Source organism: Maribacter algarum (ex Zhang et al. 2020), from assembly GCF_005885635.1.
In the GTDB taxonomy this organism is placed as follows: Bacteria; Bacteroidota; Bacteroidia; order Flavobacteriales; family Flavobacteriaceae; genus Maribacter_C; species Maribacter_C algarum.
On sequence record NZ_VATY01000001.1, the window covers coordinates 1,771,385 to 1,788,929 of the forward strand.

The 17,545-nt window shown below is 37.1% G+C and carries 17 protein-coding genes; 14 read left to right on the forward strand and 3 right to left on the reverse strand.

Features of this window, described 5'->3' with window-relative positions; translation table 11 throughout:
• Positions 1-51 precede the first annotated feature (51 nt).
• The 3 genes from FEE95_RS07605 to FEE95_RS07615 all read left to right on the forward strand — a co-directional run bounded on the left by FEE95_RS07605 (position 52) and on the right by FEE95_RS07615 (position 3,368).
• Positions 52-1,242, forward strand: coding sequence for a beta-ketoacyl synthase N-terminal-like domain-containing protein (locus FEE95_RS07605; RefSeq protein WP_138657277.1), 1,191 nt, complete (start codon positions 52-54; stop codon positions 1,240-1,242).
• Between the two features lie 94 nt (positions 1,243-1,336).
• Positions 1,337-2,431: a biotin synthase BioB gene (gene bioB / locus FEE95_RS07610; protein WP_138657278.1), complete on the forward strand. Its 1,095-nt coding sequence runs from the start codon at positions 1,337-1,339 to the stop codon at positions 2,429-2,431.
• A gap of 79 nt (positions 2,432-2,510) precedes the next feature.
• The gene (locus FEE95_RS07615; RefSeq protein WP_138657279.1) at positions 2,511-3,368 is read left to right on the forward strand and encodes a cupin-like domain-containing protein; all 858 of its coding nucleotides are present in this window, start codon (positions 2,511-2,513) and stop codon (positions 3,366-3,368) included.
• 5 nt (positions 3,369-3,373) lie between these two features.
• Here FEE95_RS07615 and FEE95_RS07620 read toward each other — a convergent pair whose 3' ends face one another.
• From FEE95_RS07620 to FEE95_RS07630, 3 genes are all read right to left on the reverse strand, one after another.
• The gene (locus FEE95_RS07620) at positions 3,374-3,853 is read right to left on the reverse strand and encodes a regulatory protein RecX (protein ID WP_138657280.1); all 480 of its coding nucleotides are present in this window, start codon (positions 3,851-3,853) and stop codon (positions 3,374-3,376) included.
• Positions 3,854-3,928: 75 nt separating this feature from the next.
• On the reverse strand, positions 3,929-5,476 hold the full coding sequence (locus FEE95_RS07625; RefSeq protein ID WP_138657281.1) for an Rne/Rng family ribonuclease: 1,548 nt from the start codon (positions 5,474-5,476) through the stop codon (positions 3,929-3,931).
• 256 nt (positions 5,477-5,732) lie between these two features.
• Complete coding sequence (locus tag FEE95_RS07630; RefSeq protein ID WP_038236075.1) at positions 5,733-6,023, reverse strand: HU family DNA-binding protein; 291 nt, start codon at positions 6,021-6,023, stop codon at positions 5,733-5,735.
• Positions 6,024-6,227: 204 nt separating this feature from the next.
• On the opposite strand from FEE95_RS07630, the gene mutY reads away from it, so the two are divergent.
• The 11 genes from mutY (at position 6,228) to FEE95_RS07685 (ending at position 17,499) form a co-directional block, all read left to right on the forward strand.
• Entirely contained in the window at positions 6,228-7,286 is a 1,059-nt protein-coding gene (gene mutY, locus FEE95_RS07635) for an A/G-specific adenine glycosylase (RefSeq protein WP_138657282.1), read from the forward strand.
• Positions 7,287-7,378: 92 nt separating this feature from the next.
• On the forward strand, positions 7,379-7,837 hold the full coding sequence (locus FEE95_RS07640) for a single-stranded DNA-binding protein (protein WP_138657283.1): 459 nt from the start codon (positions 7,379-7,381) through the stop codon (positions 7,835-7,837).
• 25 nt (positions 7,838-7,862) lie between these two features.
• The gene (locus FEE95_RS07645) at positions 7,863-9,191 is read left to right on the forward strand and encodes a gliding motility-associated protein GldE (protein WP_138657284.1); all 1,329 of its coding nucleotides are present in this window, start codon (positions 7,863-7,865) and stop codon (positions 9,189-9,191) included.
• A complete protein-coding gene (gene gldD, locus FEE95_RS07650; RefSeq protein ID WP_138657285.1) occupies positions 9,181-9,747 on the forward strand; it encodes a gliding motility lipoprotein GldD in 567 nt (188 codons plus the stop codon). The genes FEE95_RS07645 and gldD overlap by 11 nt, the downstream gene beginning before the upstream one ends.
• A gap of 182 nt (positions 9,748-9,929) precedes the next feature.
• Positions 9,930-10,376, forward strand: a complete 447-nt coding sequence (locus FEE95_RS07655; RefSeq protein ID WP_171036998.1) for a hypothetical protein — start codon at positions 9,930-9,932, stop codon at positions 10,374-10,376.
• 97 nt (positions 10,377-10,473) lie between these two features.
• Positions 10,474-11,517, forward strand: coding sequence for a helix-turn-helix domain-containing protein (locus FEE95_RS07660; protein WP_138657287.1), 1,044 nt, complete (start codon positions 10,474-10,476; stop codon positions 11,515-11,517).
• Between the two features lie 112 nt (positions 11,518-11,629).
• On the forward strand, positions 11,630-12,415 hold the full coding sequence (locus FEE95_RS07665; RefSeq protein WP_138657288.1) for a type 1 glutamine amidotransferase domain-containing protein: 786 nt from the start codon (positions 11,630-11,632) through the stop codon (positions 12,413-12,415).
• A 22-nt stretch (positions 12,416-12,437) separates the two neighbouring features.
• Positions 12,438-14,144, forward strand: coding sequence for a serine hydrolase domain-containing protein (locus FEE95_RS07670; protein WP_138657289.1), 1,707 nt, complete (start codon positions 12,438-12,440; stop codon positions 14,142-14,144).
• Positions 14,145-14,175: 31 nt separating this feature from the next.
• Complete coding sequence (locus tag FEE95_RS07675) at positions 14,176-14,601, forward strand: nuclear transport factor 2 family protein (RefSeq protein ID WP_238474515.1); 426 nt, start codon at positions 14,176-14,178, stop codon at positions 14,599-14,601.
• A gap of 23 nt (positions 14,602-14,624) precedes the next feature.
• Entirely contained in the window at positions 14,625-16,337 is a 1,713-nt protein-coding gene (locus tag FEE95_RS07680) for a serine hydrolase domain-containing protein (RefSeq protein ID WP_138657290.1), read from the forward strand.
• Between the two features lie 97 nt (positions 16,338-16,434).
• On the forward strand, positions 16,435-17,499 hold the full coding sequence (locus FEE95_RS07685) for a hypothetical protein (RefSeq protein ID WP_138657291.1): 1,065 nt from the start codon (positions 16,435-16,437) through the stop codon (positions 17,497-17,499).
• The last annotated feature ends 46 nt before the right edge of the window (positions 17,500-17,545 follow it).

Sequence of the window (17,545 nt, forward strand, 5' to 3'; positions counted from 1 at the left end):
TGTGTAAGATGAAGATAAGAACTTTTACATTTGTCAAATAATTCATTTTGAGTGACGCAACCGATTTCCATAACAGCTATTAGTTCTATTTCTGCTTTGGGCACTTCCAATGAAGAGGTATGGGCGAACTACAAGAAAGCAATACATCTTTTTGAGCGAAGAAAATTTGATGAAAATCAAGAGTGGGTTGCGCCTTTGAATACAAATGCTAAAAAAGAGATTGAACAACTTCGAAATTCTGATTCCAAATACAAGAAGCTTGATGATTCGGTATTGTTTGCTATCTATGTTTCCAGAAATGCAATCAAAAATGCTAACTGGAAAAATGAAAACTTTGGAATAAATATTGGGTCTTCCCGTGGGGCAACGGCTCTTTTTGAGTCCTATCACTCAGAATATGTGAAAAACAAAAAGGCGGCCACTTTAACATCTCCAACTACAACCCTGGGAAATATTTCCTCTTGGGTAGCGCACGATTTAAATTCCCAGGGCCCTGAAATATCGCATTCCATTACCTGTTCTACAGCACTACATGCCATGATAAACGGAATAGCTTGGCTGCAATCAGGCATGGCAGAAACTTTCTTGGTCGGTGGAAGTGAAGCACCACTAACACCATTTACGATTGCCCAAATGAGGGCATTGAAGATATATGCTTCACCTAAACTGTCACTTCGAGCGGAGTCGAGAAGCGATAGCCTTGAAAACTATCCCTGCCAAGCTCTAAACCTAGACAAAAAACAAAACACCATGGTTTTGGGAGAAGGTGCTGCGGTCGCCTGTCTTGAAAAAGGAAATCCTAAAAGTGCATTAGCGCAAATCATAGGGGTAGGATATGCAACGGAAATCTTAAAACACAACATTTCCATTTCTTCAGATGCGGAATGTTTTCAACGTTCCATGCAAATGGCTTTGGGTGAAGTGGATTCAGACGAAGTAGATACTATCGTTATGCATGCTCCCGGAACAATTAAAGGAGATTTATCAGAGTATAAGGCCATTCAGAAGGTTTTTGGAGATAATCATCCAGCATTAACATCAAATAAATGGCAAGTGGGTCACACTTTTGGTGCATCTGGTATGCTAAGTGTGGAATTGGCCATTCTCATGCTAAAGTACCAAGAATTTATTGGTGTGATCTATAATGAGCAGCCACCTGAATTAAATCGCATTCGAAAAGTTATGGTCAATGCCGTAGGTTTTGGAGGAAATGCTGTTAGTATACTACTTTCTAAAACCTAAGCATTTTTCCTTAGCAGCAGTTTAGAATTTGTACTTTTCTTTCATTGGCTTTTGATTCCGAATAGCTTATTTTTGACCTAATATATTCGAGCATATGAGTGAAATGAGACACAATTGGACGAAACAGGAAATCCTAGATATTTATAACAAACCTTTAATGGAATTGCTTTACGAAGCAGCAACCATCCATAGGGAAAATCACGATCCAAATACGGTTCAAGTTTCTACACTTTTGTCTATCAAAACCGGAGGTTGCCCTGAAGATTGTGGGTATTGTCCTCAAGCAGCTCGTTATCATACCGATATCGAAGGCAATGATTTGATGACCGTTTCACATGTGAAAGCCCAAGCGTTACGCGCTAAAGCTTCTGGAAGTTCTCGGGTTTGTATGGGTGCGGCCTGGCGTAATGTAAAAGACGGACCGGAGTTTGACCAAGTGCTAGAGATGGTACGAACCATCAACAAACTTGATATGGAAGTTTGTTGTACATTGGGTATGATTACCGAAAACCAAGCGAACCGTCTGGCAGAAGCAGGTCTATATGCTTATAACCACAATCTAGATACATCTGAAGATTACTATAAAGATGTGATTTCCACACGTGCTTTTGAAGATCGTTTGGAAACTATTGACAATGTTCGAAAAAGTAATGTAACCGTTTGTAGTGGTGGAATAATAGGCATGGGTGAGGAATTGGAAGATCGCGCCGGAATGTTAGTTGCACTTACTTCTTTGAACCCTCAGCCCGAATCAGTTCCGATTAATGCTTTGGTTGCCATTGAAGGTACACCTATGGAAGACATGGAGCCTATTGCCATTTGGGATATGATTCGCATGGTGGCAACCACACGTATTGTAATGCCTGAAACACAAGTCCGTCTTTCGGCCGGCCGTACTGAAATGAGTAGAGAAGGGCAAGCCATGTGCTTCTTTGCAGGCGCGAATTCCATTTTTGCCGGAGATAAATTATTGACTACTCCAAATCCCGATGTGAATGAGGATATGGAAATGTTTAAACTCTTAGGTTTAAATCCTCAAAAACCTTTTACCAAGGTATCGCAGCCAAAAACGGTAGAAGCCGAAGACTCACAATTACAACCTTTAGGTGAAAAGCCAAAATGGACAAGACCAAATCATAAAATTGAACGAAACGAGGAGGCTAAAGAAAAATCAAAAGTCTTGAAATAGACCTTTTACATTAGCTTTATTTTAAGAAAATAATCCATCAGGGATACTTAAATTTGGTCTTTAAAATAACCCAATTCCATTGCAACTAGTTGATATTCCTAGGGTAAAAACCATTTCCAAAGAAGATTTCGTACGCTTTTATCTGAAGCCGCAAAAACCTGTTATTATAGAGGAATTTGATGGTGGTTGGGATGCCCATTCCAAATGGAATTTGGACTACATCAAGCAAGTAGCAGGGGATAAGCTGGTTCCCCTTTATGATGATAGACCCGTTCATCATGATGATGGTTTTAACGAACCGCATGCTGAAATGAAGATGTCCGACTACATCGATTTGTTAAAGAGAGAGCCTACCAAATTCAGAATTTTTCTATGGAATGTTTTAAAGGAAGTTCCCGTTCTACAGAAAGACTTCTCGTATCCTGATTTTGGAATTCGACTTTTAAAAGGTGTACCAATGTTATTCTTTGGAGGGAAAGATTCCCATACCTTCATGCACCACGATATTGATTTTGCGAATATTTTTCACTTTCACTTTGAAGGAGAAAAACTCTGTATTCTGTTTCCGCAATCTGAGAACAAATATTTGTATCGCGTACCGCATTCGATTATTACGCATGAAAGTATTGACTTTTCGAATCCGGATTTTGAGAAGTGGCCGGCTTTGCGAAAAGCAAAAGGCTTCAAATCAATCTTAAAGCATGGTGAAGTACTCTATATGCCAGAAGGGTATTGGCATTATATGAAATATTTAACTCCAGGTTTTTCGATGAGTTTAAGGGCTTTGGCAAGGAATCCTTTGAACTTTTTAGAAGCTGCCTATAACATTTTCTTGATGCGACATTTCGATGTTTTAATGCGAAAATTACAAGGCCAAAAATGGATAGAGCGAAAGAATAGAAGGGCCATAGAGCGAACGAATCGAGCCCTCACCTAAGTTTTTCAGGGAATAAGTTCCTTTACCTTTTTGTACACCAAATGACTTTCCCAACCTCGATATAGTAAGTAATCGGCAAGTTTTTTTCTTCTTTTTTGCAGGTTAGTTTCTTTAATGGCTTCTAGGCGTTTTAAAGAAAGTGCATCCAAAGCGCTTAAGTATGCTCCATCTTCAATTTCCTTCAAAGCTGTTTTAATATTGTATTTTGAAATCCCCCGAAACTTCAATTCATTGACAATTCTATTTCTACCCCACTTTTTAATATTGAATTTACCTCTGGCATAGCTTTGCGCAAAACGTTCTTCGTTAAGGTAATTCTCTTGAATTAAATGTGTAACGATTTCATCTATGGCCTCAGGAATCATATTCATGCTCCTAAGTTTGTGCAACACGTCCTTGTGGCAACGCTCTTGATAGGTGCAATACCCTTCTAGCTTTCTTGTAGCTTCTTTTAGGGTGTAGGTTTCTGTGTTTTGAAATTGCATTTCTCAAAAGTAAGGAAATAAAAAAAGCGACCCCATTCATTTGAGGTCGCTTAAATTTTAAATAGCCGTTGAGGCTTAATAAATGGTTTTACCGTCTTTATCCTTAAAACGATATTCGAGATACGTGTAGGCATCTCTAGGTTGTATTTTGATCCACTTTTTGTGTTCCATAAACCACTTGGAACGCATAGATGGGAAGCCTTTCGTAATATAGGCAGCAATAAACGGATGTATATTTAGCGTAATACCATTATTTGCTTTAGGACCCTTTAAAAGGCGTTCTAGGTCGGCATTAATCTTGTCTACTAAAACAATTGGAGCTTCAACCTCCTGGCCGTTACCATTTGGATTTTCCTCTGTTGTTTTAATATTCATTTCGGGCCGAACCCTTTGTCTAGTAATCTGTATAAGTCCAAATTTACTCGGAGGTAGTATTTTGTGTTTGGCGCGATCATCTTTCATTTCATCACGAAGATGATCAAAAAGTTTTCTTCGATGCGGTGCTTTTACCATATCGATAAAATCTACTACTATAATTCCTCCCATATCACGCAAGCGCAATTGTCTTGCGATTTCAGAAGCTGCCAATAAATTTACTTCTAAGGCAGTATCCTCTTGATTTTTGGCTTTGTTTGAACGGTTACCACTGTTTACGTCTATAACGTGCAAAGCTTCGGTATGCTCTATAATAAGGTAAGCACCCTTACTCATAGTGGCAGTACGGCCAAAAGAGGTTTTAATTTGTCTTTCTATTCCAAATTTTTCAAAAATAGGAATAGACGAACTATACAGTTTTACTATTGATTCTTTGGCTGGTGCAATTTCCAGCACGTAATCTTTAATTTGGTTATAAAGCGTTTTGTCGTCTACATGTATTCCTGTATAGGAATCGTTAAAAACGTCTCTTAAAATACTTGAAGCCCTATTGAGTTCTACAAGTACTTTAGAAGGGGTTGGCGCTTTATATAATTTCTTGCACATTGCTGACCATTTGTCAAGCAAGTTTTCTAGATCTTTGTCCAGTTCTGCTACTTTCTTGCCTTCTGCAACTGTTCGGATAATTACTCCAAAACCTTTTGGCTTAATACTTTTTACAAGCCTTTTTAATCTGTCTTTTTCTTGTCTACTAGCAATCTTTTGAGAGACTGATACGCGATCAGAAAAAGGTACCATGACCAAATAGCGCCCGGCTAATGAAAGTTCGGAGCTTATTCTTGGTCCTTTGGTTGATATGGGTTCTTTAACAATTTGCACTAATAAAGATTGGTTGGCTTTAATAACATCAGTTATTACACCATGCTTATCGATATCTTTTTCAGTTGGGAAGTTTTTCAGGGAATAATCTCTTAATTTTCCTGTACTCACTTGCTTAATGAATTTTAGCATTGAAGATAATTGCGGCCCAAGGTCATGATAATGCAAAAAAGCATCTTTTTCATAACCCACATTAACGAAAGCTGCATTCAGGCCGGTAACCGGTTTTCTGACTTTGGCGAGAAATATATCACCAACTGAGAAATCGTTATTGTCCTCTTCTTTATGTAATTCAGTAAGTTTCCCATCTTTTAGTAAGGCAAAATCTACGGCATCAGAACTAGATCTTACGATTAATTCTCTATTCACCTGAATTTATTTATACTCATCCGTCAGTTGACGGATAAATGGATTAAACAATACATAAACAGGCGTATTCACCTGCCGAAATCCACTTTTGGAATTTCTATGTCAATGAACGTATAAAGTGAAAAAGTAGTTATAACAACTACTTTTTCTTGTGACGGTTAGCTCTTCTACGCTTCTTGCGTTTGTGAGTAGCTACCTTATGTCTTTTTCTTTTCTTACCACTCGGCATAAAGGGTTACTTTTTATGATTAGTATTTTATTTAACTTGAACGTTGCTCTTAACACCTTCAACAAAAACCTTCGCAGGTTTAAATGCCGGTATGTTGTGTGCAGGTATTTTAATTGTTGTGTTTTTCGAAATGTTTCTTCCTGTTTTTTCGGCTCTAGTTTTAATAATAAAACTTCCAAAACCTCTGAGGTAAACATTATCTCCACTTTCTAAAGAAGATTTCACTTCTTCCATAAATGATTCTACTGTTGCTTGTACATCACCTTTTTCAATTCCCAGTTTATCTGAGATTTTCGATACAATTTCCGCTTTCGTCATCTTTTAAATTAAGTTTTAGGTATAAAATTTTGGCGTGCAAATATATAAATTTAATTTATTCTTTTAGTCTTAAACAACTAATTTTAAGTGAATTCATTAGGCTTTTGGTGTTAAAGTTAAATTTTCAAAATTCTAGTGAAATTGAGAAGTCTGAAAAGAATTCTATTAATAATCCCTTACTTTTGACAGAACGATTTCGCGTTAATGACTTTTTCCCAAAATATTCTTATCTGGTACGCACAAAATAAGCGCACTTTACCCTGGCGCCGAACTAGAGACCCATACAAGATTTGGCTTTCAGAAATTATGCTACAACAAACTCGAGTGGTACAAGGAACTCCTTACTACTTAAAGTTTGTTGCTAATTTTCCCACGGTATACGATTTGGCAGCCTCATCAGAAGAGGAAGTCTTAAAGCTTTGGCAAGGTCTTGGTTATTATTCAAGAGCACGTAACTTGCATGCTACCGCAAAAATGGTAGTTGAAGAGTATGAAGGAAACTTTCCAAATACCTATGAAGGACTTTTAAAACTAAAGGGTGTAGGGGATTATACGGCCAGTGCCATTGCCTCGATTTGTTTTGATGAAGCACAACCGGTAGTAGACGGAAACGTTTATCGTGTTCTAGCTCGTTACTTTGGCGTTGATATAGCGATCAATAGTACTGAGGGGGTCAAGTATTTTAAAGAACTGGCACGTGAAGTGATGGATACAGAAAATATTAGGGACTACAATCAGGGTATCATGGAGTTTGGTGCAATTCAATGTGCTCCGAAAAAGCCATACTGTCTGCATTGTCCTTTAAATGAAAGTTGTGTTGCTTTGCAAGGAAATAAAATCGAGAAACTTCCGGTGAAATTGAACAAAACCAAAGTACGAAATCGATACTTCAACTATTTGGTGCCAGTTATTGAAGCTAAAGACGGCGATCTGAGAACAGTACTAGCCCAACGAAAGGGCAAAGGGATTTGGCAAAACCTATGGGAATTTCCTCTTTTAGAATGTCAGGCAGAAGCGAATTTAGAGAAGGTAAAGCAGTTTTTGCCGGAGATTTTGGAATTGAAAGATATACCCGAAGTGACTCCTTTAAATGAGCAATTAATCGTTCATAAATTGTCTCATCAGCATTTACATACCCGTTTTTGGAAAGTAAAGACCAAAACAGATTTGACCAATTCTATTCCAATCAAAAATCTTGAAGATTACCCTGTTCCCGTCCTGATTGCCGATTTTATAGAAAGACTTAAAAATTCGTATTTTTGAACTATATTATTGTTCTTTTTGGAAGACTAGATATGTCTTCTATGGAGCGGTTAGATAAAGGTATTCTTCTTAATTGAAAAACAATATTAACCATGAGCGGAACTCTAAATAAAGTAATGTTGATAGGGCATTTGGGCGACGAAGTGAAAATGCACTATTTTGATGGTGGAGGTAGTATTGGCCGCTTTCCTATTGCCACTAATGAGAGCTATACGAACAAGCAAACCGGTGAACGGGTTACGAACACTGACTGGCATAATATTGTGGTACGTAACAAAGCTGCTGAAATTTGCGAGAAATACCTTAGTAAAGGAGATAAAATCTATGTTGAAGGGCGTTTGAAAAACCGACAATGGCAGGGTGAAGACGGTAACACCCGTTATTCCACTGAAGTACAGGTGCAAGAATTTACTTTTTTATCGACAAAGAAAGAGAGCATGGCCAATGCCCAAACAAATGCTCAGCCACAACAGACTCAGGTACAAAAGCCTGCTGCGACTAATGAAATTCCTCAGGCGACCCCTACTGAGGAGGATGATTTGCCATTCTAATTAATTGAATTTTAAATAATAACTATTGGACCCTGACCCCCTTAGTTTTCTTCCAGCTTATGTAGTTTTTGATGGTGCTTTTGCACTAAAAGTAGCTGTTTTAGTACTACTGCTTTTTTGCTCCGCATTGATTTCTGGAGCAGAGGTTGCCTTATTCGGACTTTCGCCTACTGATGTGAACGAAATGGATAACCAAAAAACGACAAGAGGTTCTATTATTGTCAAGCTTTTAGAACGACCGAAAAAGTTATTGGCCACAATTTTAATAGCTAATAATGCAATTAATATCGGTATTGTTTTACTATTTAACGCTATTGGCGACACTCTATTTTCAGACATTACTTATAAGCTTTTTGACTTTGTTTCTGTTCGGTTCTTGCTTGAGGTGGTGCTTATTACCTTCATGATTCTGATGTTTGGAGAAATACTTCCTAAAGTATACGCTAATAGAAATCGAGTAAGCTTTTCACAATTCATGGGGTACCCTCTCAAAGTATTGGATTTTGTTTTTTCCCCGTTGAGTCTACCGATGCGTTCAGGTACGACTTTTATATATAACAAATTGGGAAAAGAGAAATCCAGCCTAAGTGTTGACCATCTTTCACAGGCCTTAGAGCTAACAACTGAAGGAGATACGACCAAAGAAGAACAAAAAATTTTAGAGGGCATCGTTTCTTTTGGAAATACGGATACCAAACAGGTGATGCGCCCTCGTATCGACATTTTTGCCTTGAACGAAGGAATGAAATTTCTTGATGTTTTGGAAGAAATAAAAAAACACGGTTACTCTAGAATACCTGTTTTCACCGAAAGTATTGATACTGTTCAAGGAGTTCTTTACGTTAAAGATATCTTGCCCTACATTGACCGAAAAACGTTTAATTGGATGTCTTTGATTCGTGAACCTTATTTTGTTCCGGAGAACAAAAAATTGGATGATTTGTTGTCGGAATTCCAAGAGAAGAAAAATCACCTTGCTGTTGTTGTGGATGAATATGGAGGTACATCGGGAATTGTTACCTTAGAAGATATCATAGAAGAAATTGTCGGCGATATTAGCGATGAATTTGATGATGAAGATCTGGTATTCTCAAAATTGGATGATTTGAATTACGTTTTTGAAGGAAAGACGGCGTTAAAGGATTTTTATCGTGTCGTCAAAATTGAAAATCAAGAAGAGTTTGAAGACCAAAAAGGAGAGTCAGAGACCATTGCCGGATTCGTTCTCGAAATAGCCGGAAGCTTTCCAAAAAAAGGCGAAAAAGTACAATTTAATGACTACCAGTTTAAAGTAGAAAGCTTAGATAAAAAGAGATTGAAGCAAATAAAAGTAACGTTGCCAAATGAGAACTAAAATAATACTTGCTTTCTTAGGATGCGCCTTTTTTTTCAATGGATGTGGTGAAGAGAACGTTTTGCCAAAACCTAAGGCAATGTTACGTTTGGAATATCAAAGACCAACTTCGGAACCCGTAGACACAGAATATTTCACCTTTGATTCGAATTTAGCGGCGCAAGTTGTTAAGAAAAACCGCAGGTCGATAATTGTTGAATATCCTGAGATGAAGGCTGCAATATTTTTGAGTTATCGAAATGTTCGAAATGATTTAAATAAATTAATTAGAGATGCACATAAATTGAGCGGAGAGCACGCTGCAAAAGCGGATGGGATTCAGCAAAAGATCTTTGAAAACACTGAAAACAAAGTTTATGGGGCTTTTTACGAAGTGAGTGGTGATGCCGCTTCGCAGGCCCAGTTTTTTGTAACTGATAGCCTTAACCATTTCGTGACAGGGGCCTTGTACTTCAAAACAAAGCCGAATTATGATTCTATTTATCCTGCGGCAAAATATCTTCAAAACGATATGGGACGGATTATGGAATCACTTAGATGGAAAGACAAAGATTAGATTTAAAATACCTCAAAAAAGTAATTGTAGTACTTGTCGTTCTCGTATTGGGGAGCACCTGGTTAATGGAATTCTTTTTTGATGAGAAGTATACTGCGCCAATTTATACATACGTTGAATTCTGGCTGTATATTATAACCCCTTTTGTAATTTGTATCATTATCTACAGTTTAAACTCTTTCATGGACACGGATAAAGCTAATCGAAAGTCAGATAGACGTGAATTCATTAAGGATTTTAAATCTCAATCACGAGCAATAAAGGTAAATTTTGAAGACTGCGATATTGATCATCATGAATATGAAAAAGAAATAATATTGCGAAAGGATACGCGCTATCAAGAGAGAATAATAGTCCGATATTCAGAATGTAAAATTAAGTACGTTGTCCTTGAAAATGACTTACCCATTCTTTACGAATCTCCTACTCTCTATATGGAATTGATTAACCTCAGGTATAAGTTGTATCAGCAAAAAGAAACTACAATCTATATTGATGAAAGGGAAGAAGAGCGATTTATATTTGAAGATGGCAAATCATATGAACTTGATGAAAAGGCAAATCCTTTTTATTATTTTGATATTGAATTTTTGGGTGAATCTGTTTTAGAGCGCCCCAAAGCGGAGTGATTAAGAGAATTAGGGAATACTATTTTAGAGACAATACAAACTAACTAACTTTCATCGCTATGAATTTTCCTATTTTTATGGAAATCTTTGATTGATTATGAACGTATCTGATGAGCTATTGTTCTTTTTTAGCGCCTTAGGTGTTTTCAATGCCTTGCTAATCAGTTTTTATTTTTTCTTTTTTAAAAAGCCCAAGAATGTTTCCAACTTCTTTTTAGGGCTCTTACTCTTAATGCTTGCAATTAGAGTAGGGAAATCGGTATTTTACTATTTCAATGATGACCTTGCGCAAATATTTATTAAGGTTGGTCTCGCGGCTTGTATATTAATCGGCCCAGCGCTCTATTTTTATATGAAATCTTGTGTACGGTCAGATTCTAAAACGCGCTTCTGGACACTTCACTTTTTGGTATTGCTGACCTTATCTATTTTAGTAGGCGTTTCGTTCCCAGAAACGCATGACCCATGGGTTATCGGCCGCAGCCTTAGTTGGGTTGAAATAATCTATTTGGTTTGGTTAGGCTATATCCTTGCATCGGGTTGGGTTATTAGGAGTACAATCAATAAATTATTCAATAAGAACGAGAAACTGTCTGATTTTGACTTTTGGGTGTTGAGCGTTTTTATAGGTAATGTAATCATTTGGGTTGCCTACAAAACCTGTTCTTATACTTCCTATATAGTGGGGGCATTATCATTCTCCTTCATTTTTTATTTACTATTTCTTTTGATTCATTTTCGAAGAACTAAAGGTGCTATTTTTGATAAGAACCATAAGTACTCCAATAAGAAAATAGAAGCAGCTGAAGCTGAAAACCTCGTAGAACAATTGAACCATCTAATGGTGAACGAGAAAATTTATACTGATGCGGATCTTAAGCTTTCCGATGTAGCAAGTAAAATGAATATTCTACCTCATACACTCTCTCAATTGATTAATGATAATTTGGGGAAAAGCTTTACCTCCTTGGTCAATGAGTATCGTGTTCAGGAGGCCAAAAACTTGATTCAATCAAATACTCATATTAAATTGGAGGCCGTAGGTTATGATTGTGGCTTCAATTCTAAATCAACCTTTTATTCAGTTTTCAAAAAGATGACGAAGACTACACCCGCGAAATACAAGGAAAGCATTTCCTAAAAATTCCTTAAATCCCTTCCCAATTTATAAATCCGTACTCCAGATTTATAAGTAAGACCTACTTTCATTTTGATTCAATATAGTATTGTTATTGAATCAAAATAGCCTTAGCATGAAAAATACTATGTACGCACTTTTTGCTATCCTTTTTCTACTTGTAGGATGTAAGCAAAATCCAGAAAAATTAACTAGCAAAACTGAAATTACCCAGCAAGCAGAACGAATTTTGTTTATTGTTTCGAATGCCCATTTTTATGGAGATTCTGATATCGCTGCTTCGAATCACTTTTCTGAAATAGTTCAAGCTTATGAAGTCTTTAAAAAGAAAGGTTATTCAATCGATTTTGTTAGCCCTCAGGGTGGGGCAATTCCCATTGGTTATATCAGTACTTCAGATCCGCTTCAAAAGAAATACATTTATGATAATGAGTTTATGGATGATTTGGAGACAACAAAAAAACCAACTGAAATTGTGGCATCTGATTATAAGGCGGTGTATTACGGAGGAGGTGGAGCTGCAATGTTCGGAGTGGCTGAAAACGAGGCCATCCAAAAAATAGTAATGGAATTGTACGAGCAGCACAATGGAATAGTCTCAGCCATTTGCCATGGCACCGCTGGTATAGTAAACCTCAAGACTCAGTATGGTTCTTACCTATTTACTGGGAAAAAAGTAAACGGGTTCCCTGATATTTTCGAAAATAAAGATGCTGAATATTACAAGACCTTCCCTTTTTCAATTCAAGAAACCATCAATAAAAGAGGTGGCGATTTTCAATTTTCCGAAAAAGGTTGGGACGGTTTTTATCAGGTGGATGGACGTTTGATTACGGGTCAAGATCCATCTGCAGCAGCTACTGTTGCAGAAAAAGTTATTGAAACATTACAACAATCATAAATCATCAAAAAACGAACAGGACATGAAAAGTTTATTCACGGCATTATTATTATTTGCAATTACGATCTCTTTTTCTCAGGAGGTAAAAAAAAGACAAATTACACCAGCTCAAATAGATGACGTTTTTTCCCAATGGGATACAGCTGATAGACCCGGAATTGCTGTGGGGGTTCTTAACGATGGAGAGATTGTCTACACTAAGGGGTACGGTCTCGCCAATTTGGAACACAAGATTCCCATAAGTGCGGAAACTAGATTTCATATTGGTGACATAGCCAAGGAGTTCACTGTTTATTCACTTTTACTTTTAGAACAACGTGGTCAACTTTCATTGAAAGATGATATACGGATGCATATGCCCAAATTAAAGTCCTTTCCCAACTCCATAAGTATTGAACAATTGACACATCACACCGGTGGATTAAACAACGATGAGGTTTTCAAAGCCCTCGCAGGATGGAGAGCTGAAGATGTTTTCACCAAGGAACAGGCATATACCATGATTCAGAACCAGGCAAGATCAGTACCCAATAGTGGGAGTGTACAACGCTTTTCGGATGCTGGTTTTTTGATACTCGAAGACCTTATTGCTAAGATTTCTAAAATGTCATATACTGATTTTGTGACCAAGGAGATTTTTGAACCACTAGGAATGAAGAATTCAATATATGATACTCAAGGTGCCGTAATCGCAAACAAGGCCCAGGGGTATTTTGCCCAAAACGATGGTTTTATCAGTTCAAACATGAGCCATAGTCACACGCTTTTATCAGATGTCTACACCACCGTGGGAGATATGTGCCTTTGGGCAAAGGAGCTGGGAGATCCTAAAATTGGTACGACCCAAATGGTTGAAAAATTTGATAGACTTTCAGTTGTTGACGGAAGAACGCTTGAGGAAGTCAATACTTCATTGTATACAGGAGGCCACCGGTATTGGAATTTTAGAGGAGCTAAAAAACTATACCATGTCGAGGTTGCTGGGGGATATGCCAGTAAATTGATTCGCTATCCCGATTATTACCTTGCTGTTGTTATTATGGGAAATGATGGTGCCTATAACGGATATGCGGGCACAGGAGCCAGTGCGCTATATATTGAAGATTTTTTGGATTCATCATCTGGTGAAGCGTCTGCCAGTATCAACTCCAAAGTATTGTCAAAAAAGCAACTTGCTAACTTTGAGGGTGATTATTGGGACGTTACAAACTACTCCACCCGAAAAATTCATATCGTCAACGATACCTTGAGATATTCCAGAGGCCCTGGTAATGAAAGTGCCCTAGTGCCCTTGACCAAGAACTCCTTCAAAATGATTTCCCCGGTAGAGGTATCGGTTAATTTTGATACAAGAGCTGTACCCAAAACTATGAATGTAACTGTTGGTGATGACAGTTTTCATTTAGTTGCATTTGATGCGAATGCGAGTTGGGCCAAAAACCTTGATATGTTTACAGGAAATTATTATGCAAACACCTTGGATACTTCATATTCCCTAACTATTGATCAAGGAAAGCTCGCATTAATTCATCCAAGGTTAGAGCCGGTTCAATTGAGTCCAAGAGTACAAGATTTGTTTGCAGGAAATCAAAGACATTTTTCATCTCTAGCATTTGAAAGGGATTTAAACGGAATTGTCAAAGGGTTTCGCTTAGCGACCAATGGAGTTTCCGATATTTGGTTTCAAAAGGAAGAATCCTCAAGCCAGAATTTGGAAAAAACTAAATAAAAACACGAACAGAAATTAAACAATTGAAATCATGAAAATGAACATAATCTTATTGATGACTTTTTTCTTTATAGGAATTCATGCGGTCAGTGCACAAACAGATTTAGAATTGATTACCAGTACTCTAAACGATTATCTGGAAGGAACCGCCAATGGAGAACCAGAACGTGTAAAAAGAGCTTTTCACCCTGAACTCAACCTATATAGTGTGGCAAACGACAGCCTAAAAGTTTGGAACGGTCAGGATTATGTTGGAGGAATAAAACAAGGAAAAAAAAGCAATCGTATTGGCAGGATTGTGTCAATTGATTATGAAAACGACGCTGCAGTAGGTAAGATTGAAATTATCATGCCAGGGCCAAAAAGAATTTATACGGACTATCTAATGCTCTTAAAATATCAAGGGAGCTGGAAAATTATTCATAAGAGTTACACGTATGTGAATTATCCAGAGTGAAAACTAGAACAAATCATCAAAAAATGAACAGACAATTAATTCATATACTCTTAACATCACTTTTATTTAATGTTTGCTCCGCTCAACTGCCTAGTAGTTTTGAAAAGAAAACGGATTCTATTTTTAAAGCCTGGAATACCAAAAGCCAGCCTGGCGGAGCGGCAGGGATACTTAAAGATGGAAAAATTTTATACTTAAAAGGATTCGGTGTTGCTAATTTGGAAACAAACGAATTAATTACGCCACAAACTAAGTTTCAACTGGGCGAAATGTCCAAGCAATTTACTACACTGGCTATTCTCCTTTTAGAAGAGCAAGGAAAAATTGCTCGGAATGAAGATATATGCAAGTATTTGCCAGAATTGCCTACGTATGTTCATACAGTGACAATAGGGCATTTGTTGAACCATTCAAGTGGTCTTTATGATATAAACAAAATACATACTGTGATTAATGGTTCTGGAGAAGTAAGAACCCAAGCGGAGGCTTTAAAATTGATTGCTTCTCAAAAATCACTTTCTTTTGAACCAGGCACCGATTTTTCGTTTCATGAATCTGTTACGGAATCAGTGCTAATGGCCGAAATTGTTACTAGAAGTTCAGGTTTGTCATTTGCAGAATTTGTTAAATCTAATATTTTTGAACCTCTAGGAATGAATAGTTCCATCATAAGAGATGATAGCAATTCCATGCTTACCAAGGTTGCTCAACCGTATCAAAAAGAAGAAGATAAGGGTTATATGAAACTTGAAGTTCGTAGCGGTGTTATAGGTGCTATCAATGCATATTGCTCCGCTGAAGATCTTGCAAAGTGGTATTTGAATTACTCAAAACCTCAAGGTAAGCTTGGAAACCTGATTCAAAAATTAGATACGCCAGTTCAACTATCCAACGGCAAGAAGTTCGTTTATTATTGGGGAGAAATGGCAATCGGTCGCGAGTTTACGCACCCAGAAAGAGGGCTTCCCATTTTTTGGAATTATGGCCTACAAGGAGGTTATGGTACTAACGTATTTCGATACCTTGATCAAAACATCATTTCCTTTGCTTTAGGAAATAACAATCAATATAATGGAGCTTTGGCTCAGGGTGCCATTGTTCCACTTGTAAAGGATTTATACCCGTTGCCAGCAAACATAGATTTCAAGGCTAAGAGAATAAAGAATTTAAGTGTTAGGAAACTTAAGACTTTTGAAGGGAACTATTGGTTTAAAGAAGGCTATGCCTCTCAGATATTTGTTGAAAACGATACACTGCGAACTAAATGGTTGTTTGGAAAAGGGCATCAAACTTTGGTACCACTATCTGACAATATATTTCAGCAATATGCAAAAATGGAAGACACACGACTTTTTGAATTTAAAGAAGGAGATGATGGTATGACACTCTATTTTACCTACAATGAAAGTAGACCTGATGTTATGGAACGGTATGAACCAGTACAACTATCTGTACAGGATTTGCAGGCATATGCCGGAGCATACTATAATAAGGAGTATGCAACACTATTCTCTTTTCGTGTAGAAGAGGGTCAGTTGGTTGCAAAGAATTTGAATCACCCAGACATTATATTTAGGCCGGTGAAAAAAGATATATTTACAAGTACTTCCCTGTTCTTTAATGCGCTAGAATTTCTTCGGGATAACTCGAACGTATTAAAAGGATTTTCAATGGTAACAGATGGAATACATAATCTAGTATTTGAAAAAATTCCTGGTATGACAACCTCAAAGTAAAAATTTCCTGAATCCAACTTGGATTGTTTTTTATGCCTAATCCGTAACCATTTTCAAAAAGCGGAGTTTACCATGGTATACATCAAAAAACGATATCATGAAAACTACAATCAATCTTTACGCTAGTCTTTTATTTGCATTTTTATTTGTGTGCCAAGCCTCTTTTGGGCAAAAAGAAGAAAAAGAAGAACATACTATTTCATTTTCTTCATTTAATCATAGAGCCGAAATCGATAAGGGAATTTGGTTTGGTACCATCGAGGAGGAAAAAGTCTGCATCCAATTGATGGATTCTAAGAATAGGAGCAATCCTTCTTTTATGATTAGTCTATGTATTCCGGTTGAGGAATTTACCTTGAATACAGCTGAAGGTTTTGAGTTGAATAAACCTTCAGGCAGCATAAAATTTCAAGGCGCATTCCCGAATGATAAAGGAAATGGGGATTTCACTTTTGCAAAAAATCGCGAGTTTGAAGCTTTCTTAAATAAAGAGGGGATTAGCACTAACAATGATGACCGTTACAAATATTTTAAATTGTTTTTGGGTGATGTCTCAAAAGAATATGTTCTTGGATTGAAAAGACATGGGTACAAACCAACGTTGAAGCAACTTGGCAGACTTGGAATCCATGATGTGGAGATAGAGTATATAAATTCGATTGCCAATACGAATTACAAAGGTTTAGAATTGGACATGCTCTTGAAATTTGCAATTCATGACATATCAATAGATTATATCAAAGACTTGGAGAAAGCTGGTTATGGTAATATCGATGCCAATATGCTCAAGAAATTTGCAATTCACGATGTAAGTATTGATTATATTAACGGCCTCACTCGTGCCGGCTATAGTAATTTAGACCCCAACATGATTAAAAACTTCGCCGTTCATGATATTACACTTGATTATATTCAAGACTTATCTAGAGTGGGGTTTGCAAATTTAGAACCAAGAATGTTAAAGAATTTTGCCGTTCATGACATAAGCCCAAAATATATTAAATCCTTACAAGATACTGGCATCAGTGATGTAAATCCAAATAGCTACAAGAAGGCTAAAATTCATGGATTAACAGCTCGATATATCAAGAGTGCTCAGGCCGATGGTCATAATTCAAATGAATTGTCAGATTATATCAAGCTAAAAATTCATGGGAAGTAACTTTTACTCTTTAAAAAGGAGTTTGCACTAAGCATTTAGAAAAATT